The sequence below is a fragment of the Yersinia proxima genome (assembly GCF_902170785.1).
Taxonomy (GTDB): domain Bacteria; phylum Pseudomonadota; class Gammaproteobacteria; order Enterobacterales; family Enterobacteriaceae; genus Yersinia; species Yersinia proxima.
In genome coordinates, this window is the sequence record NZ_CABHYG010000016.1 from 230,900 (window position 1) to 250,520 (window position 19,621).

Genomic DNA, 19,621 nt, shown 5'->3' on the forward strand with positions numbered 1-19,621 from the left:
ATTGATCGCATAAATGCAATAAACTGATGTTATTGCTGTGAAATGCTTGCCGCCCTTGCATATACCCAAAAGATTTCAAAATGCAGGAAGGCGACAAGCGAATGAATCCCGATGAACTTACTCAGGTAAGCGATTCGGGTGATTGAGCGCAGCCAACACACCTGCGACTTGAAAGATGACGGGAATAACTAGAAGGAGTCTGGATGCACCACTCAACACCCTTAATTACCACGATCGTCGGAGGCCTTGTTCTCGCCTTCCTCTTGGGCACCTTGGCTCACCGCCTGCGCATCTCACCACTGGTGGGGTATCTCGCTGCAGGGGTGCTGGCCGGGCCTTTCACGCCAGGTTTCGTTGCTGATACCTCATTAGCACCAGAACTGGCTGAAATTGGTGTTATTTTGTTGATGTTTGGTGTCGGACTTCACTTCTCGCTTAAAGACCTTCTTGCAGTAAAATCAATCGCCATACCCGGTGCCGTAGCACAAATTGCCGTTGCCACCTTGCTCGGGATGGGATTGTCTCATCTATTAGGCTGGGATTTGATGACGGGCTTTGTCTTCGGTCTTTGTCTGTCAACTGCCAGTACAGTGGTATTACTGCGAGCACTGGAAGAGCGGCAACTCATAGATAGCCAGCGGGGGCAAATTGCTATTGGCTGGCTGATTGTCGAAGATTTGGCGATGGTACTCACATTGGTGCTATTGCCCGCCTTTGCTGGCGTGATGGGTAACGAAACCACCAGTCTCAGCCAGTTATTCACTGAATTAGCAATAACCATCGGTAAAGTCATTGCCTTCATTACGCTGATGATTGTTGTCGGTCGTCGTTTGGTCCCCTGGATACTGGCTAAAACCGCCAGCACCGGCTCCCGTGAGCTATTTACATTAGCTGTGCTGGTATTAGCACTTGGGATTGCTTACGGCGCTGTAGGGCTGTTCGATGTATCCTTTGCGCTAGGTGCATTCTTCGCCGGAATGGTATTGAATGAATCAGAGCTCAGCCACCGTGCAGCACAAGACACCCTACCGCTACGTGATGCATTCGCCGTCCTGTTCTTCGTTTCAGTTGGGATGTTGTTTGACCCAATGATTTTGCTACGTGAACCATTAGCTGTACTGGCTTCATTAGCTATCATTATCTTCGGTAAATCTGCCGCAGCGTTTATATTAGTGCGAATGTTTGGCCATTCAAAACGCACAGCACTTACCATTTCTGTCAGCCTGGCGCAAATCGGTGAATTTGCCTTTATTCTCGCCGGACTTGGGATTTCTCTCGGTTTAATGTCAGAGCATGGACGTAATCTGGTACTGGCTGGGGCGATTCTATCCATCATGCTTAACCCATTACTCTTCACACTGTTAGATCGCTATTTAGCCAAAAACGAGACCATGGAAGATCTTATTTTGGAAGAAGCAGTAGAAGAGGAAAAGCAGATCCCGGTCGATTTGTGCAATCATGCACTGTTAGTTGGTTATGGTCGGGTAGGGAGTTTATTAGGTGCAAAACTGCATGCTGAAGGTATTCCATTAGTAGTCATTGAGAATTCTCGACCAAGAGTTGAAGCGCTCCGGGAGCAAGGTATTAATGCGGTATTAGGTAATGCTGCAAGCGCAGATATTATGTCACTGGCTCGCCTGGATTGTGCCCGCTGGTTATTACTGACCATACCGAATGGCTACGAAGCTGGGGAAATTGTCGCCTCTGCCAGAATTAAACGGCCAGACCTTGAGATAATTGCTCGTGCACATTATGACGACGAAGTGGTTTATATCTCGGATCGCGGCGCGAACCAGGTTGTGATGGGCGAGCGCGAAATCGCCAACAGTATGCTGAATATGCTGAAGATAGAAACGCTGACCGAAGAAGACAAACGCCCGCTTTGCCCAATTTAAAAACATCTCAGTGTTAGCAAGTTATAAACCAATAGGGCCAGCATATGCTGGCCCTATTCACTATTTGACGACAATTATCTTTCCCAGTACGACTCTTCTAAGCTGTCTTCCCGCTCAGGCAAACCACGCGTTAAACGGGGGGAATGCTGATTTAGCACTTGATAACTAACCCGATTGGCATATTTGCACACTTGCGCCAATGAAGAGTAACTAAGGTAGCTACGTACATGTTTGCTAGAGTTAGGAACATTGTTACGATGAAAACCATTGGCAGCAATATCATGCAACACCGCAGATAAAGCAGCATCCCCTGCCCCATTAGTATTCATTATTTTCTCAGGGCCGCCCATATAAGGGGCAATATGCGAATAAATACGTAGAGGATTATCGCAATGCTCTTTACGCATCGCTCGGCTGAATTCATACAAGTTAAACTCAGCAATCGCACCAGGTAATAATGGATGCTGAGTTTGACGCTTATTAGCCTCTTCTGTATAACCCGCCATATAAAGCCCATTAGGGCCAGCGGTACAAAGCACTAAATCAACCCAATTCAACGCCATATCTGAGGCCATCAGTGGGTCAATCAGACCCGTCAGTTCATAGGCTTCATCTTCATTCATCGCAACAATAGAAACATGCTCTTTAAGAAAGTCACGCCACCACTGCGGATTATCTGCAATGACATATTTGGTTCCAAGTGTCATCACGACCGGGACATTATATTTCTTCGCATAACTGATAGCCTGCATCGTCGCCTCGGGCATTGGCTCGCCTGGTTTGCAACGTACCAGATAAGCGGTAAGCACCAATGCGGAGGCACCTGCGATAATATCTTCAGGAATGCTTTCAGGACGTAGCTGATTCATCAGACCGGGACTGATAGCGAATGTCCGCTCACCATTATCCGTAATGAGAGTAAAACAACGGCCAATCGCGCCATCAACTGCCTGTAAATAGTTCAAATCTGTACGGCTAGAGGTATTACAAAGATAACGATAGGCGTAACTACCAATTTTGATATTGCTACACATGGTGCCCAAGAGAATCGATCGATCATCGGCTAAGACGGAATAGTTGTGCAGCGTATTACCAATAGTACCGCCCGCAAACTCATGCGTTATCAACTCATTTGTCGTCAGTTCCTGATAAAGGCGTTCAGCAACATCGTCCTCGATAACCAAAGAATGCCCCTGGCTAAGGCCATAACGCGTAATAAAGTCCTCATCGACCTTCGCTTCAATATCAACCAGTGTCTGATCAATACCAACAATATAAGACGTACTCACTTCATTTTCCGTCTGCGCGGGTTGTAATAAAGGGTCACGAGCATTAACCGGAAAATAGTGCTTAGATTTGCGTTTGCCAGGAAATTTCATTGTGGTTTGTTACAAAAATAAAGATGGAAGATAGGGGATTTTAGCACAGCTAACTAAGTATTCAGTGAACATAACCATTTGGATTGGATTGCTGCCAATTCCATGCATCTTTTAGCATGTCCGTTAAATTTCTTTTGGCCTTCCACCCTAACTCCTTAAAAGCAAGCTCTGGGCTGGCCCAACACTCCGCAATATCCCCAGGGCGACGAGACACTATTTCATAAGGAATTTTTTTACCTGATATATGCTCAAACTCTGTAACCATCTGTAGCACTGAATACCCAACACCCGAACCAAGATTATAAGCCTTAAACCCCTGAGTCAGGTTATTAAGTGCGCAAAGATGCCCTTCAGCAAGATCCATAACATGGATATAATCCCGAACACCTGACCCATCAACTGTTGGGTAATCATTACCGTACACAGCTAATTTGGGAAGTTTACCAATTGCAACCTGAGTAATAAAAGGCAGCAAGTTGTTAGGCTTCCCATTTGGATCCTCACCGATTAACCCAGACATATGGGCTCCAACGGGATTAAAATATCGGAGCGCTCTTATAGAGAAATCAGGATGAGCGAAAGAGAAATCCTTCAATATCTGTTCAACCATGACCTTTGATGAACCATAAGGATTTGTAGTACCGCCAATACGAGCATCTTCAGTCAAGGGAACAAATTCAGGATCACCATATACTGTAGCGGAAGAGCTAAAAATTAATTTTTTTACGCCAGAGATAACCATTTCTTCAAGCAAAATAATAGAACCAGTTACATTATTTTGGTAATACTCAAGAGGCTTAGCTACTGATTCCCCTACTGATTTCAACCCAGCAAAATGAATAACAGAATCAATTTTATGCTCAGAAAATATCTTTTTAATGCAATTCCTATTTAATATATCACCTTGATAAAATACGGGTGCGCGACCAGTGATCTTAGATACACGTAACAATGACTCAGCAGAAGAATTAGATAAATTATCTAGTACAACAACACTTTCGCCATTTTCTAAGAGTGTCAGTACCGTGTGCGATCCAATATAACCTGCACCACCCGTTACTAAAATAGTCATAACTCACCTGTTAAATTAAAGAGACCAAGTATCCTTATCATCCAAGAATAATTTTCCTGCATTTATCTTTTACGTTATTTATATCAAATTTATTCTTTTGCTTTTGAGCAGCTTTATAGAATGAATCATAGTTTGAAAATACAGTATTAAGAGCAGAATCTAATTCTTCCGTTGTATTACCAATTAGAATACCATTGCTATCCACAACCTCACTGCAACCACCAACATCACTCAAAATAACTGGTAGACTGGCACTGGTAGCCTCAATTGCAGCCATAGGCAAACCTTCACTTTCTGATGTTAACACAAATACATCATACTCATTAAATCTATCAAACCCTTTAATTTCACCGTAAAAATGAATATTGTCATAACCCGCATACTCTTTCTTAAGATCTTGATAATACTCCCCATCGCCAACGATATCGAGGTCAAATTTAGGATTGGCTGCGGCGACTTTTAAGATTAAATCAGGACGTTTAGGATAGGCTAATCTGCATACATAAATGATTTTATTTTGGCATGGACGGTCAGGCCGCTCAGCTAGTGGCGTTATAGCATTAAGCTGAGTCATTATTTTCTCAGGTTTAATTCCAATAATTTTAATAGCTTTATCTGCATCACTCTGAGAAACACACCATACCACATCTGTAATGTATGATAGTAGCTTTTCAATATAGCAAAATATGAATTTGAGTACATTACCATTGTAAATACATGACCATCCGTGAGAAACATACACACCACGGAAACGTAGGAATAAACGAGCCAGCCTACTATAAAGACCCGCATTGGCAGAGCTGGAAACAACAATATCAATCTTATTTTCTTTAAGTGTTTTGTACAAGACGTAGATGGCCTTAATACTAGCCATTTTTCTTATCTCTGGAATAATAACGATTTTGTCACACACAATCGTTTCAGTTAACCAGCCTGGTTCCGAAGTTATTAAAATAATCTTACAATCATCTTTGAGTAGCTTTACTTGCTCCAAAACCCAACCTTGAGCACCACCAATGATTGATTTAGTAATTACAAATGCAATATTTTTCATATCAATTCCATAAACAATAAATGCAAGTATGCTTAGATATTATATTAAGCGTCAGTGAACAATAACGTTTTTTGCATTTTCGTCATGAGTCTTTTGCCAAACAACATCACAGATGCCATCTGTTGGTTGAAATCCTGTAGGTGCTTCTAATAATAAAGAACGGATACGTTCGTAATTAAAGTCATTACAGGCAGTTTCAATTCTGTTTAGCAGAATATTCAAGTCGTTCCATTCAAGCATAACTTCAGTTGCAGTCATAATTCGAGGATGATAGGTATGTTGTACAGAATCACCAATAAGCAATTCTTCATATAATTTTTCGCCAGGGCGTAACCCAGAGATCTCTATAGCGATATCACCATCTGGATTCTCTTCACTCTTAATAGAAAGACCAGAAAGATTAATCATCCGTTTGGCCAAATCAATAATTTTAACAGGATCGCCCATATCTAATACAAAAACGTCCCCACCGTGTCCCATAGCACCAGCTTGAATAACCAGCTGAGCGGCTTCAGGAATAGTCATAAAATAGCGAATAATATCTTTGTGTGTGAGCGTTATTGGTCCCCCCTCAGCAATTTGTTTCTTAAAGAGAGGAACGACAGAACCGGAAGATCCGAGAACATTACCAAAGCGAACCATACAAAATTTTGTTTTATCTTGTTCTGTCGACAATGCCTGCAGCACAAGTTCTGCCATTCTTTTGGTAGCACCCATGGTGTTGGTTGGCCGCACAGCCTTATCTGTAGAAATTAAAACAAATTTTTCGACCCCAGATTTTATTGCCGCTTTAGCACAATACAGCGTACCGAATATATTGTTTCTTACTCCCTCTATAACGTTACTCTCAACAAGAGGTACATGCTTATAGGCTGCGGCATGATAAACAGTATTTACATGGAAGCTAGACATTATCTGGACCAGGCGTTCTTCACTTTGTACAGACCCAAGCAGTGCGACAAATTCCGTCTCAATTTTATTATGTTTACATATCGACGCTATTTCATTTTCTATGGAATAAAGAGAAAATTCAGAGATATCAAAAAGGATTAATAAACTTGGCTTCTCTACAATAATCTGGCGACATAGTTCAGAGCCTATTGATCCCCCAGCCCCTGTCACCATTACTACTTTTCCCGTAATATTTTTAGCCAATAATTTCTCATCTGGCACAACTGGATCTCGTCCCAGCAGTTCTTCGATAGAAACTTTCTTTAGACTGCTTATTTGTGCCCGACCCTCAACCAAATCAGACATCCCAGGAATTGATAAAACTTCACAAGCGAGATTTTCAAGTTTATTTACAACTGCTCTACGCTGGCTCAAGCTAACACTTGGCATAGCCAATAATATTTTTTTAATACCATAGCGTCCAATTAAATACTCAAGTTTTTCTGAAGGATAAACAGTAACACCATGAATAACCGCTTTATGCAATTTGGGATTATCATCGACAAAAGCAATAGGAAAGTATTCACTGGCTTGCATTAGAGCAGGAACTAATTGTCTTCCTGAAGCCCCCGCGCCATATATAACTACCGGTATCTGTCCTCTAACACCATAATTTAATAGCATTCTAAACAATAATCGAGAACCACAGATAAGCACTAATGAGAAAATAAAGAACATAACAGACACTGTTCTTGGCAAATATATCCCTAAGAAATAGGATCCAAGCACAAGTAAACCAGAGGAAAGAACAACACCAACAATCACAACACTAACAATCTTAGCACTGACGTAACGTAATACTGTCCGATATAAACCCAGTCGTATATACACAAGAAGTGTCGGTGGTATAATTACTGCCAGAGCAACCCACTGTTCAATGCTGGTAAAGGGACTATCTACGTCCAATCGTACCCAGAAAGCACCCCAATATGCTAAAGCAATAAGAATCGTATCTAACAATATCATAATGATTCGTTTAGCAGGTCTTGGTAAAGATAATAAAAATACGAGGAACATATGATACCAACCCTAATAAGGAACACACGCTTTTAAGTAGTGTTCATTCTGCTCAATTATTCAATCATAAATTAAAACCGATCAATTGTTATTAACACCAGCATTAATTTTATAATCAATATATAAAAGAGGAATGTAAGAAATAATTAGTGCTGCTATTGGATTAACAACATCAAGTCCTACGAGTAATGCGATAGGAAATAGCCAAATAATATTTATAGCAATAGCGGATAAAGTCACAGGCAAATGACGTTTAAATCTTCTAGACACAATTTGATAACCATGACTTCTGTGAGCTTCATAAACCTTAAAACCACCAATAACTCGACGTACCAAGGTCCATGTTGCATCAACAATAAATAGACCTAGAAGAATTAGCCAACAAAAGAAAAATTTTGTCTCTATCCAACCCGAACTTATCGCTAAAGAACCAATAATTAACCCTAGAAAACCACTTCCAGCATCACCCATAAATATTTTAGCCGGTGGGAAATTCCAAATTAAAAAGCCCAGAACTGTACTCGCAAGCAACCAAAGAACCAGATAACTATTCAGTTCAATGCGATCTCCACTTATATAATAAATGGCAATCATCCCTATACAAGTAGTTACCGCCTCAACACTTGCCAAACCATCAATACCATCCATAAAGTTATAGAGATTTAGCATCCACACTAAAAATAACAAACCAAATAGACCGCCCAAAACTCCCAAGTCAATAATAAAACCTGATACATTCAATGCAGGAAAACCGCCCAGGCAAAATAGTAAGAATACCGCAGCAGAAAAATGAGCTACGAGACGCCAACGAGCAGCAATATGCCCATGGTCATCCCAAAAACCTACCAATGCTATTACCCCGCCAGATACAGTTAATCCTACAGTAAATAATAGGGGGAGATAACCCAGAAAATAGAAAAGGATTATACCAATAAGGAAACTTGTAACGATTGCAACTCCGCCGCCCCTTGGCGTTGGGGTTACATGTGAACTGCGAGAATTAGGGGTATCAATAATATTATTCTTTAATGCATAGAGTCTTAATAAGTATGTCAACCCTGCTGATGTAAAAAAGAGTATTGTTAGTAGTAATATATAAATTGACATATTAGCCCTAAATTCATTTCCTAATGGTAGGAGTTATAAAAATACCTTGTCGTTTTAACAAATCTAACTCGACAATTACTTTGTAAATTTAATATATATAGATAACCAACGTTCAATTATCCTCTCGATAGAGTTTGTTTGTATAATTCGCTCTCTCACCTTATTACCTAATATTTCTTTTTCGTTATCAGATAAATTTATCATTTTATTTATTGATTGAGATAAGCTATTTGGGTCCTTGATCGGGACAATTGAACCACAATCTCCCAATGCTTCAGTGATACCTCCAGCATTAGTCGCGACGATTACTTTCTTGCATGCCATAGCTTCGGTAATAACAAGCGGGAAACCTTCCCATTCAGAAGAGAGAACAAATATATCTGCAGCACACATTAATTGTCGTATATCATCTCTTTGTCCAAGAAATGTTACATATTTGTCAATACCGAACTCTTTAGACATATTTTTAAGGTAACCGTCAAGATGACCCGTTCCGACAATAAACAACCGAGGCGAATGCTGAAAGCTATTGTCTTTAATAAGCAAGGAAAAGGCTGTCAGTAAGTTTGGGTAATCTTTCGCTTCTGTTAGCCTACCTACACTAAGGAGCATTGGAGTATCATCAAATATACCTAGCTCTGACCGCTTCACATTCCTATCATCTACTGAGAAATCAAACTGAGAAGTATCGATACCATTTGAAACAACAATCATTCTGCCAGCACTGGAGGCACCTTTACGGATGAAAGAGTCAACTGCATCTTGACTAACATTGGTCGATAAAGAAGCAAGTTTGTCAGTGTATTTATATGCCAGCATCCTCAATGAGCTTCCTTCATTAGTATTATGTGCTGTACATATTAAAGTTGGTATTTTTGTGAAAATCCGCAGAACTCTGGCGAATAAATTCGCATGAAACATGTGGCTATGTACAATATCAGGTTTAAATTTTTTTATTATTTTTTTAACCTTGAATAACCCCTTAAATAAACTAAAAGGTGTTTTATCTAATTTTAGTTCGTTCAATTTAACGCCATTATTAGGCCTAACTAATGTCTCACCAGTTAGCGAAATAATCATTACGCTATGACCAGCCTCATACATCTTATTAGCAATCAAGACAGTTTGTTTCTCAGCCCCTCCCATGCCAAGCCCGGTAATAACATATAATAAATTCACTGAAACCTCTTGTGTTTTATAAAGTGTTTAATTTAAAACTTTCACATTAATATATTCAATCTTATCTGCTAAATATATTAATGATTAAAAAATACCACCTAAACTTTAAATACTCTCTATCAAACGTTTCCATTTATCACCTATTGCCACTTCTATTTTATACTTTTCGGCATTTTTTAGTGACTTGATAGACATAGACTCTCTTAAGTCATCATCATTCATAAGTAAAGCCAATTTACAAGTAAACGTATCACTATCATTAAATGGGATAAGAAAACCATCATCATGGTTAATGATCAACTCAGAAGGACCTGTATCACAATCATATGCAACGATTGGTAATCCACTTGCTTTTGCTTCAAGCAACACCATGGGAAAACCTTCGAATCGAGAGGTCATGACATAAATGCTAGATTGGTCATATAATTCATTTACATGAGGAGTTGATGGGAGCAACTCGACATTTTTTAAATTTAACATTTTTATCTTATCTAATAACAGTTGCTTATCTTCTCCATCACCAGCAATGATAAGTCTCCAATCATTATTCATATTCTCAATCTTAGCCCAAATATCAAGTAAAAGATCAAAGCCTTTCTGATAAGTAAGACGCCCCAGAGCTAAAATTTTTTTGGAGTGTTTTTTTGTTAATTTACTTTTTGACTCAAAAGGTAATGGATTGGGTATTGCTATTATTTTTTTAGGATATTTATTTTTTTCTAACCAATAGTTGCGATCTTTCTCTGTGAGAGTGACAACTGCATCGGAATATTTGGCCGCTATTTTTCTGGCAAGTTTACGTGATTTTATATTCAGATTACTTTTATAGTTAAAATGCTCCCACGATATATGCTTTATCTTGGTGCCTAATAATGCAGTAGTACTGAATAATGCTAACATAGTATCAACATCAATCAGAACATCGATTGACTCATCGATTAAGACACGGCGCAATCTAAAAACGACAGAAAAATAGGCTAATGAAAAACGCTTTTTTTCATTAAAAAGTGAAACTATCTTTATACTTTCATCTACATGAAACTTAGGCGGAGCATTACCACTTAAACTAATTATAATAACTTGATAACCATTTTTTACAAGATAGTTGGAGAGCGCTAAACTGACTCGCTCAGTTCCACCGGCATGGCTTATATCGCCACCAAAGAAAGCGATTTTTTTCATAAAATCTCTTATTATCTTTTAATTTTGTGAACTATTGCACCAGGCAAAGTAACAACTCTCACTAACAGAGACGATTTATCATGATCAATATACTTATTGTCCATCATAACTATGGCTTGGTTAATCCGTAAAACAGATTTTACAAAATCTAGCGGACGAAATAACCATATTTTTAATGGCGTATTTTCTAATAGAGCTTTACGCGAAATATAATGACCTATAGCATGTTTTTTTATAGATGACTTACTTAACCGATTAGTTACTTCATCATCGAAAAAAACGCGAACAGGTATTGAGCTATAGTAGAAACAATACTCTTTAGCTACAGTACTATAAAACCAAATTTCAGGAATGAAATTGATACCTGACACTACTGGATAGAGATACTTTTTTAGTAATTCAGTTTTGAAGAAATCAATTCTCTCCCCACGAATACCTGAACGAAACTCATCAAACCATGAGCTCTTTTTATCTACTGTAGATAAAAAACAATTATTAGGCTTCAATGTTTCTGAACTCACTGAGATCGCTCTAATCCCAATAATTTCTTTATCTTCAAGCACATTACTCAGCAGAAGTAATTTATTTATAGAATCAGCAACAAGCGCATCATCAGAATCCAACCCGATAAAATAATCACCATCGGCATTTTCAACCGCTTTATTCCAGGCTGCTTGTTTTCCACTATTATCTTGATATATATATTTTATCTTTATTTTATTTTCATTTTGAAACTCTTTAATTACATTGGCTGTATCATCTGTCGAACCATCATCAATGATTAGCCATTCGATATCATCTCTATGCTGTTCTAAAATTGAAAGATAGCAACGTTTTAATACATGAGATCTATTGAAAGTAGGTGTAAATACCGTGACAGTTATCATTTTATCACCTCTTTCTCAACAGATGAGACCAATCTATAAAACAATTTATATTTGAATATATAATATAAAATAGGTTTTATTTTCCCCGAATAGATTATCGGTTTTAATGAAACAATAGCATAAGATTTATTAAAACTGTCTAATGCCCTTACTTTATTGAAATGATAAATTCTGGCACACTTTGAAATATGTGAAATAAAGACACTAGCTAAGACGACAGCCCAATATTTGCTTTTGTATTTTGAGTATTCATCCCTAAACCTTACCAATCCAAACTCACTATCATCCAAGTCTGATATATTCAGATTTTTAGTGATACTACTCGAGATCTGTCTATATTTGACAATTAAATCTTTGCACTCAAATATAGATTTACATTTATCAATCAATATAGGCAATAATAATTGATCTTCAAATCGTCGACCTACATCAAAAGTCATACCATTAAAAATATTTTTTTTGAAGACACATCGCCAGACATAAAACATCTCGCTTTCAGCTATTTTTAATTTCACATTCTCAAGATGATCAATAGTAAATTTATTTTCTTTTATTAACTTAAATACATGTTCTTTATGATCAAAAAATTCGGAGTAATTGAAAACCATACCATCTGGTGAGTTCTCTAGGATAATTGTCTTAATCGAGCTATAAATACCATCATACCAAATATCATCGGCATCTAAGAAAGTAATATATTCTCCTGTTGAAACCGAAACTCCCATATTTCTGACAACCGATATGCCTGCATTTTCTTGTGCTATATAAACAAAATCATATTTTTCACAGTATCTCTGTATGATATCGGCAGAATGATCTGTTGAACCATCATTAATAATAATAACTTCTAATGTACTATCCCATTGGACAAATACAGAACTTAGACATGCATCAAGATATTGTTCTGCATTAAATACCGGTATGATCAAAGTGAGTAGTTTTTTATTATCCATTTTTATTTCTCGAAAGAATTTCAAAAAGTAATTTCTTTCTCCTAAGAATAAGAATTAAGCATATGAATGATAAAGTTTCAATGGCAATAATTGATAACACTCCCCCCCACGCGCCATATTTAGATGCAAGATATGCACAGAGAGGAATATGAATTACGGCCGAAAACATTGGTAAGATAGTATAAGACTTTTTATACCCATGGGGTAACAAAATATAATTACCCAGTACAGTTGACTGTATGACTAATAAATAGACGGGAGAGAATAAAATCAGTAAGGTTGATACTTCTGAATATTCATGTCCAAACATAATTTTGGTGATTATTTTAGAAAAGATAATAACAAATATAGTGATGATTATACATAATGCTCCTTGCCAATAAAAGATCTTCCTTATTAAAGCATAAGCCTGCTCTTTATTGTTAACAAGTAAGGAGTTTATTCTTGGATAAAATGCATTACCTAATACTAGAAAAACGCCAAGGATAGCACCTTTTACTCTGTCTGCTGCTGTGAATATACTGACTTCATAGACATTGCTGAATATGCCAATAATAATTGTGGTACTCATGGTATAAAGGCTGATAGAAAGCGTGGCACAAAATATTGGAAATGAATCTTTTAACGTATATACCACTCTTAAATTGGATAAATTAACTGCCCTGACTAATTTTTTTCGATATATATATACTATTGCTATAATACCGGCCAGTAAATTCATTGACGATTGAATCATTACGGCATATTTAACATCTGCATCGCTATGTACAAATATAAAGAATAATGGCAACATTGATAACTTTGCAACTATCATTAAATTAGTCACTACAGAGAGTTTTTCTATTCCTTGGAAAAACCACACTGGCATCAGTGTCGTCCCTATTAACATGAGTACAGTATAAATTAACTCATGCTGAATCACTGCATGGGAATTTGCAGCAAGAAGAAAAACCACTATTACAATTGAAATTAAGCATAATATAGATTTTGAGATGAGAGTTTCAAAGAAGACCTTAGATATATATTCTGGATCATCTTGATGTTCAGCTATTTTTTTTGATGCTGATAAATTAAATCCAAAATCAATTAAAATAACAAAGTATTGAGCTAATGAAAGTGTAAGACTATAGACTCCAAATCCCTCTACCCCCAACACACGAGTCAGATAGGGTAATGTTAAAAGAGGAATAATGTAATTACTTCCTTGCAACAAAAGTAAAGAAAAAATATTTCTTCGTAATACTGACATTTAAATTTCCAGCTATTGAATTAAATTATTTTTTCATGCGTTTTGAGTATATTAATTAATGTCCATTCTCATAACATAAAATCCATTTAAGGCAGATACTTACAAATAGTCGGCCTTAATCAAGACACGCTACCGCCCTTGGCTCACAGCTACCAATGCACTGTTTTCAGATTTCATTATGTAGCTCAATTAAAAATTTGTTCTACAACAATTAGTTACAAAACCACTTATATATTTGTTTTTATAAAAATGTGATTCTCGTACATCTAAATAGGCATTACAAGCAAAAGAACCTGGTAAAATATGTAATAACGTATCATTTAGGCACTAATCAATACATAAATGATGGGATAGTGAACCAATCTCTTGTTTTACCAGCTGTTCTAAAAGGTCTATATGTGACTTGTCATCGTTCAGCGCAGGAATATATTCAAACTTCTCGCCACCAGCATGTAAGAAAATCTCTCGGTTTTGTTCCTTGATTTCTTCCAATGTTTCCAGGCAGTCAGCAGAAAAACCAGGGCATATCAACTGAATATGTTTAACCCCTTGAGAGGGCAAACTTTTTAAAGTTTCGTCGGTATATGGGGTTAACCACGGCTCACGACCAAAACGTGATTGATATGTCATCATGATTTGCTCTGCCGGTAAGGTCAGTTCAGCACGTAAAGCGTGACTGGTATCTTCACAACGTTGCGGGTAGTCATCCCCTAATTGCGCATAGCGTTTAGGAATACCATGAAAAGACAGGACTAATCTGTCTGGTTTGCCATGTTGCGCAAAAGAGTTTTCAACACTTTGTTTTAGCGCTGAAATATAGGCGGGATGCTCTGCATAATCACGGATAAAAGAAATCGACGGCAAACGGCGATAGCCTTTTAAAATGCGGGCAACTGCGTCCCAGACGGCTGCACTGGTCGAGCAGGAATATTGCGGATAAAGCGGTAATACCACCAACTTGGTCACACCTTGCGCAAGTAATTTATCAATAGCACCAGGCAGATTTGGCGAGCCATAACTCATCCCTAACTCTACTGGGATTTCTGGCATACGTTCTGCCAAGGCTTTTTGTTGCCGACGGCTGTAGACCAATAAAGGAGAACCTTCATCCATCCAGACAGATTGATATAGTTTGGCCACTCGCGGGGAACGAATAGGTAGAATTACCCCCCGTAGCAGAGGCCACCACAACCACGGCGAAGTATCAACTACCCGGCGGTCACTCAGAAACTCAGCCAGATAGCGTTTTACGGCTTGTGGTGTCGGGGCATCAGGTGTTCCCAGATTAACCATCAGTACGCCAAACTTACTTTGCTTCATGCCGGAGTCCTTATTGTGTATTACGCCGTCTATTCAAACCGACAAATATGATTTCAATCGTGCCCGTAAAATAATAAAGGCGACCTTAGGCCGCCTCGACTATCTTACCATCCAGAATTAACCGAGAATAGCCGCCAGTTCTGCACTGACTTCAGCTACTTTACGGGTTCCGTCCAGTTTAAAATATTGTGTGTTACCGGCATCAGCTTCCTTGCGATAATAAGAAACCAATGGTGCAGTTTGCTGATGATATTCAACCAGACGTTTGCGAACTGTCGCCTCCTGATCATCTTTGCGGATCGTCAGTTCTTCGCCGGTCACATCATCTTTATCTTCAACTTTAGGTGGGTTGAATTTAATGTGGTAAACCCGACCGGAAGCAGCATGAACCCGACGCCCAACGATACGATCAACAATCAGCTCGTCTGGAACATCAAACTCCAGCACATAATCAACCTTAATACCGGCTTCTTTCATGGCATCAGCTTGAGGAATGGTACGCGGGAACCCATCTAGCAGGAAACCGTCACGGCAATCGTCCTGTGTGATGCGCTCTTTAACCAATGCGATTACCAGCTCGTCAGTAACCAGCTTGCCGGCATCCATAATTTCTTTCGCTTTCAGACCTAACTCAGAACCTGCTTTTACAGCGGCGCGCAACATATCACCAGTAGAGATTTGCGGAATACCGTATTTCTCCATGATGAATTGAGCCTGAGTACCCTTACCAGCGCCCGGAGCGCCCAGCAGAATGATACGCATTGCGTAAATCCCCTTGCTATGTAGTTTTTCTATGTATACCGCCATACTTCAAGCCGCATGCGCGTTGGCTGCGCTCAATCGCCCTAGTCACTTACTTACGTAAACACCAAGAGATGATGAGTTTCTTAGAGACTCACTCTACGAGCCAGCGTAAGCGCTGTTCAAAATGGTTTACAACCAATTTGTCATTCGCTTGCCACCGTCCTGCAACTCGAATTATTTGGGGTATATTTTATACTTAGATAAAAGCAAAATTGCGGAAAACAAGCAACCATACCATTTTCAGGGGGGTTGGCTCAAGGTGCGCGAACCGGGGCAGTAATGTTTTATCCGTAAAAATGCGAGAAGGTATAAGTTTAACTAAATGAAATATAATAAAAAATGCCTCGAGCATGTTATGTGCCCGAGGCATTCTAATACTAAATTAAGCAGTTAATAGCTGGTTCATGCGGCGAATGAACTGGTTAGGATCCTCTAGGGTTCCTCGCTCAGCCAATAGTGCTTGATCCAGCAGTAACTCAACCCATTCAGCAAACTGAGAATCATCAGCCACATCAGCAGCTCGTTTAACCAGGCTATGTTCCGGGTTCAGTTCAAAGATGTACTTCACTTCCGGTGCCTGCTGACCCGCAGCGGCGAACAATTTCGCCATTTGCGTGCTCATTTCATCCGCATCCGTGGTGACAATGGCCGGAGTATCCGTCAGACGGTGAGTCAGGCGAACATCTTTTACACGTTCGCCCAGCAATGTTTTCACACGCTCAACAAAAGGTTCCAGCGCCTTATCCGCTTCTTGCTGTTCTGGGCGCTCTTCATCGGCCAGTTTATTCAATGAATCGTCTGCTTTGCTGACTGATTGGAAAACTTTGCCATCGAATTCAGTCAGGTAACTCATCATCCATTCGTCGATACGATCAGATAACAGCAAGACTTCAATGCCTTTTTTACGGAACAGTTCCAGGTGTGGACTGTTCTTGGCCGCAGCATAGCTATCCGCAGTGATGTAATAAATCTTCTCCTGCCCTTCGGCCATGCGGCTGACATAATCTTCTAATGACACGGTTTGCGCGGAGCTGTCAGTATGTGTCGACGCAAAACGCAGCAATTTGGCAATGGTATCTTTGTTGCTACCGTCTTCCGCTGGCCCCTCTTTAAGCGCCATACCGAACTGTTGCCAGAACTGCTGATACTTCTCAGCGTCGTCTTTAGCCAGTTTTTCCAACATTTGCAGTACACGTTTGGTCAGCGCACTGCGCAGGTTCTGCGTTACACGGCTGTCTTGCAAAATCTCACGTGAAACGTTCAGCGGCAGGTCATTGGAATCAATGAGGCCACGAACAAAACGCAGATAATTCGGCATGAACTGCTCAGCGTCATCCATGATAAACACGCGCTGTACATACAGTTTCAGGCCGTGCTTATGGTCGCGATTCCACATATCCCAAGGCGCTTGCGCCGGGATGTACAACAGACTGGTGTACTCTTGCTTACCCTCTACGCGGTTATGACTCCAAATCAGTGGATCAGTGAAGTCATGAGCAATATGTTTGTAGAATGCTTTGTATTCGTCGTCAGTTATTTCAGCTTTGCCGCGAGTCCACAACGCCTGGGCTTTGTTGATTTTCTCCCAAGTGACAGTGCCATCTTCTTCATTTTTGCTTTCGATTTCGACGGGCAGTGCAATATGGTCTGAATATTTGCTGATAACAGAACGCAAGCGCCAGTTATCAAGGTATTCATCTTCACCTTCGCGCAGATGCAGGGTAATTTCTGTACCGCGGTCTTCTTTAGAGATATCCGCGATAGTGTAGTCACCCTCACCTGCTGATTCCCAGAACACACCTGCATCTGCGGGTGCGCCAGCGGCACGAGTGCGGACGGTGACTTTATCTGCCACGATGAAAGCAGAATAGAAGCCCACACCAAACTGACCAATCAATTGACTATCTTTAGCCTGGTCTGAGCCGATAGATTCGAGGAATGCTTTAGTCCCTGATTTTGCGATAGTACCGAGATTATCAATGACTTCTTCACGGCTCATACCAATGCCGTTATCACTTAGGGTCAAAGTACGCTTTTCTTTATCAAAAGATAAACGCACACGCAGCTCGCCATCACCTTCAAACAATTCTGGGTGAGACAGTGCGCGGAAACGGAGTTTATCTGCCGCGTCAGAGGCGTTAGAGATAAGCTCGCGCAAGAAAATTTCTTTATTGGAATAAAGCGAGTGAATCATCAAATGAAGAAGTTGTTTAACTTCTGACTGAAATCCACGGGTTTCTTGACCTTTCATACTCATTAATTACCTCAATCCAAATTACCGACAGGTTTACCCTATAGATTTCAAAAATACAGGCCGGCGGCAAGCCCGTGAGCCCGATGAGCTGACTCCAGTCAGTGATTCGGGTGAACGAGTGCAGCCAACACACCTGCAATTTGAAAGATGACGGGTATAGATAAAATCGAACAGTGAGTATCAAATGGGGTCAATTGCGGGAGCTTTCAAGCCTTAACACAGAAAAAACAGAGAATCAGGGGCGATTGATTGAACATCATGGATGAAATTATTCATATGATAATCAATAACAAAACCATCGCCCACCAGATTAAATTAGATAGGTAGTTACTGAAACTAGTACTTAATGGGGTTTCGCCCCGCTAATGAATGGGATAGGGTTGTGCCGTCAACCATTTCCAACTCACCGCCGACTGGCACACCGTGTGCAATACGGCTGGCTAACACACCATACTGGCCGCACATTTGACCAATATAGTTGGCGGTTGCATCCCCTTCAACTGTCGGGTTGGTCGCCAGAATGACTTCACTGATAGTTTCAGTTTCCAGCCGTTTCTCAAGCAAATCCAAACCAATATCACTGGGGCCAATGCCGTCCATGGGGGATAAATGCCCCATCAACACAAAATAGCGCCCGCCAAACTGGCCCGTTTGCTCAATGGCATGGATATCTGCCGGGCTTTCGACCACACAGATTTGACCATTTTGCTGCCGCCGTGGATTAGAGCAAATAGTGCAATGCTCTTGCTCGGTAAATGTCCGACAGTCAGCACAGTGACCAATTTCAGACATTGCGCGCGTCAATGACTGTGCCAGGCGCATTCCACCGCTACGATCCCGCTGTAACAATTGGAATGCCATACGTTGCGCCGATTTCGGGCCAACACCCGGCAAACAGCGCAACGCCTCCATCAATGATTCAAGGAGTGGACTGGTTTGCATCAGAACGGCATCTTAAAGCCTGGTGGTAACTGCATACCACTTGATACCGAAGCCATTTTTTCTTTCTGCGTTTCATCGATGCGACGAGCAGCATCGTTCAATGCGGCAGCAATTAAATCTTCCAGCATTTCTTTATCTTCTTCAACCAACAGGCTTGGGTCGATTTCAACCCGGCGGCAGTTATGCGCCCCATTGATAGTCACTTTTACCAAGCCCGCGCCAGATTCACCGGTAACTTCCAATTTGGCGACTTCTTCCTGCATCTGCTGCATTTTTTCCTGCATCTGCTGGGCTTGTTTCATTAAATTGCCAATACCGCCTTTACCAAACATAGTCATCTCTCATAGCAAGGGGCTGCGTCAGTGCACCATGCACT

The 19,621-nt window shown here is 40.1% G+C and carries 16 protein-coding genes; 1 reads left to right on the forward strand and 15 read right to left on the reverse strand.

The annotated features are described in order from the left end of the window. Positions 1 to 203: 203 nt before the first annotated feature. Positions 204 to 1,895 carry a YbaL family putative K(+) efflux transporter gene (gene ybaL / locus FTB31_RS14890; RefSeq protein WP_050077386.1) on the forward strand — a complete coding sequence of 564 codons (1,692 nt, stop codon included), beginning with the start codon at positions 204 to 206 and terminating at the stop codon, positions 1,893 to 1,895. A 74-nt stretch (positions 1,896 to 1,969) separates the two neighbouring features. Here the strand turns inward: ybaL and FTB31_RS14895 are convergent, their stop codons facing one another. The 15 genes from FTB31_RS14895 to FTB31_RS14965 all read right to left on the reverse strand — a co-directional run bounded on the left by FTB31_RS14895 (position 1,970) and on the right by FTB31_RS14965 (position 19,577). After that, positions 1,970 to 3,274 carry an inosine/guanosine kinase gene (locus tag FTB31_RS14895; protein WP_227731514.1) on the reverse strand — a complete coding sequence of 435 codons (1,305 nt, stop codon included), beginning with the start codon at positions 3,272 to 3,274 and terminating at the stop codon, positions 1,970 to 1,972. Positions 3,275 to 3,335: 61 nt separating this feature from the next. Beyond that, positions 3,336 to 4,346 (reverse strand): UDP-glucose 4-epimerase GalE, encoded by a 1,011-nt coding sequence (gene galE, locus FTB31_RS14900; RefSeq protein ID WP_077174511.1) that lies wholly within the window; start codon positions 4,344 to 4,346, stop codon positions 3,336 to 3,338. Between the two features lie 37 nt (positions 4,347 to 4,383). Beyond that, positions 4,384 to 5,400, reverse strand: a complete 1,017-nt coding sequence (locus FTB31_RS14905; RefSeq protein WP_077174512.1) for a glycosyltransferase — start codon at positions 5,398 to 5,400, stop codon at positions 4,384 to 4,386. 51 nt (positions 5,401 to 5,451) lie between these two features. Next, a complete protein-coding gene (locus tag FTB31_RS14910; protein ID WP_072081842.1) occupies positions 5,452 to 7,368 on the reverse strand; it encodes a polysaccharide biosynthesis protein in 1,917 nt (638 codons plus the stop codon). An 81-nt stretch (positions 7,369 to 7,449) separates the two neighbouring features. After that, positions 7,450 to 8,475, reverse strand: coding sequence for an MraY family glycosyltransferase (locus FTB31_RS14915; RefSeq protein WP_050077382.1), 1,026 nt, complete (start codon positions 8,473 to 8,475; stop codon positions 7,450 to 7,452). Positions 8,476 to 8,550: 75 nt separating this feature from the next. Beyond that, positions 8,551 to 9,654 carry a glycosyltransferase gene (locus FTB31_RS14920; protein WP_050077381.1) on the reverse strand — a complete coding sequence of 368 codons (1,104 nt, stop codon included), beginning with the start codon at positions 9,652 to 9,654 and terminating at the stop codon, positions 8,551 to 8,553. A 105-nt stretch (positions 9,655 to 9,759) separates the two neighbouring features. Beyond that, on the reverse strand, positions 9,760 to 10,836 hold the full coding sequence (locus tag FTB31_RS14925) for a glycosyltransferase family 4 protein (protein ID WP_227721749.1): 1,077 nt from the start codon (positions 10,834 to 10,836) through the stop codon (positions 9,760 to 9,762). 11 nt (positions 10,837 to 10,847) lie between these two features. Further along, positions 10,848 to 11,723, reverse strand: a complete 876-nt coding sequence (locus FTB31_RS14930) for a glycosyltransferase family 2 protein (RefSeq protein ID WP_227731515.1) — start codon at positions 11,721 to 11,723, stop codon at positions 10,848 to 10,850. Beyond that, positions 11,720 to 12,676, reverse strand: a complete 957-nt coding sequence (locus FTB31_RS14935; protein ID WP_050077378.1) for a glycosyltransferase — start codon at positions 12,674 to 12,676, stop codon at positions 11,720 to 11,722. The genes FTB31_RS14930 and FTB31_RS14935 overlap by 4 nt, the downstream gene beginning before the upstream one ends. Continuing rightward, entirely contained in the window at positions 12,669 to 13,925 is a 1,257-nt protein-coding gene (locus tag FTB31_RS14940; RefSeq protein WP_227723120.1) for a flippase, read from the reverse strand. The genes FTB31_RS14935 and FTB31_RS14940 overlap by 8 nt, the downstream gene beginning before the upstream one ends. Before the next feature lie 327 nt (positions 13,926 to 14,252). Then, a complete protein-coding gene (gene hemH / locus FTB31_RS14945) occupies positions 14,253 to 15,245 on the reverse strand; it encodes a ferrochelatase (RefSeq protein ID WP_077174519.1) in 993 nt (330 codons plus the stop codon). Positions 15,246 to 15,362: 117 nt separating this feature from the next. Further along, entirely contained in the window at positions 15,363 to 16,007 is a 645-nt protein-coding gene (adk, locus tag FTB31_RS14950; RefSeq protein ID WP_050077375.1) for an adenylate kinase, read from the reverse strand. A gap of 424 nt (positions 16,008 to 16,431) precedes the next feature. Continuing rightward, positions 16,432 to 18,300 carry a molecular chaperone HtpG gene (htpG, locus tag FTB31_RS14955; RefSeq protein WP_050077412.1) on the reverse strand — a complete coding sequence of 623 codons (1,869 nt, stop codon included), beginning with the start codon at positions 18,298 to 18,300 and terminating at the stop codon, positions 16,432 to 16,434. 339 nt (positions 18,301 to 18,639) lie between these two features. Beyond that, positions 18,640 to 19,245 carry a recombination mediator RecR gene (gene recR / locus FTB31_RS14960; RefSeq protein WP_050077374.1) on the reverse strand — a complete coding sequence of 202 codons (606 nt, stop codon included), beginning with the start codon at positions 19,243 to 19,245 and terminating at the stop codon, positions 18,640 to 18,642. Next, on the reverse strand, positions 19,245 to 19,577 hold the full coding sequence (locus tag FTB31_RS14965) for a YbaB/EbfC family nucleoid-associated protein (RefSeq protein ID WP_019081276.1): 333 nt from the start codon (positions 19,575 to 19,577) through the stop codon (positions 19,245 to 19,247). The genes recR and FTB31_RS14965 overlap by 1 nt, the downstream gene beginning before the upstream one ends. Positions 19,578 to 19,621: the final 44 nt, after the last annotated feature.

What these genes read in the sequence shown, in the direction of transcription:
- recR (WP_050077374.1), bottom strand. Translation starts at nt 19,245, where the DNA reads ATGCAAACCAGTCCACTCCTTGAATCATTGATGGAGGCGTTGCGCTGT.
- FTB31_RS14930 (WP_227731515.1), bottom strand. Translation starts at nt 11,723, where the DNA reads ATGATAACTGTCACGGTATTTACACCTACTTTCAATAGATCTCATGTA.
- FTB31_RS14915 (WP_050077382.1), bottom strand. Translation starts at nt 8,475, where the DNA reads ATGTCAATTTATATATTACTACTAACAATACTCTTTTTTACATCAGCA.
- htpG (WP_050077412.1), bottom strand. Translation starts at nt 18,300, where the DNA reads ATGAAAGGTCAAGAAACCCGTGGATTTCAGTCAGAAGTTAAACAACTT.
- hemH (WP_077174519.1), bottom strand. Translation starts at nt 15,245, where the DNA reads ATGAAGCAAAGTAAGTTTGGCGTACTGATGGTTAATCTGGGAACACCT.
- adk (WP_050077375.1), bottom strand. Translation starts at nt 16,007, where the DNA reads ATGCGTATCATTCTGCTGGGCGCTCCGGGCGCTGGTAAGGGTACTCAG.
- FTB31_RS14965 (WP_019081276.1), bottom strand. Translation starts at nt 19,577, where the DNA reads ATGTTTGGTAAAGGCGGTATTGGCAATTTAATGAAACAAGCCCAGCAG.
- FTB31_RS14940 (WP_227723120.1), bottom strand. Translation starts at nt 13,925, where the DNA reads ATGTCAGTATTACGAAGAAATATTTTTTCTTTACTTTTGTTGCAAGGA.
- galE (WP_077174511.1), bottom strand. Translation starts at nt 4,346, where the DNA reads ATGACTATTTTAGTAACGGGTGGTGCAGGTTATATTGGATCGCACACG.
- FTB31_RS14905 (WP_077174512.1), bottom strand. Translation starts at nt 5,400, where the DNA reads ATGAAAAATATTGCATTTGTAATTACTAAATCAATCATTGGTGGTGCT.
- FTB31_RS14910 (WP_072081842.1), bottom strand. Translation starts at nt 7,368, where the DNA reads ATGTTCCTCGTATTTTTATTATCTTTACCAAGACCTGCTAAACGAATC.
- FTB31_RS14925 (WP_227721749.1), bottom strand. Translation starts at nt 10,836, where the DNA reads ATGAAAAAAATCGCTTTCTTTGGTGGCGATATAAGCCATGCCGGTGGA.
- FTB31_RS14895 (WP_227731514.1), bottom strand. Translation starts at nt 3,274, where the DNA reads ATGAAATTTCCTGGCAAACGCAAATCTAAGCACTATTTTCCGGTTAAT.
- ybaL (WP_050077386.1), top strand. Translation starts at nt 204, where the DNA reads ATGCACCACTCAACACCCTTAATTACCACGATCGTCGGAGGCCTTGTT.
- FTB31_RS14935 (WP_050077378.1), bottom strand. Translation starts at nt 12,676, where the DNA reads ATGGATAATAAAAAACTACTCACTTTGATCATACCGGTATTTAATGCA.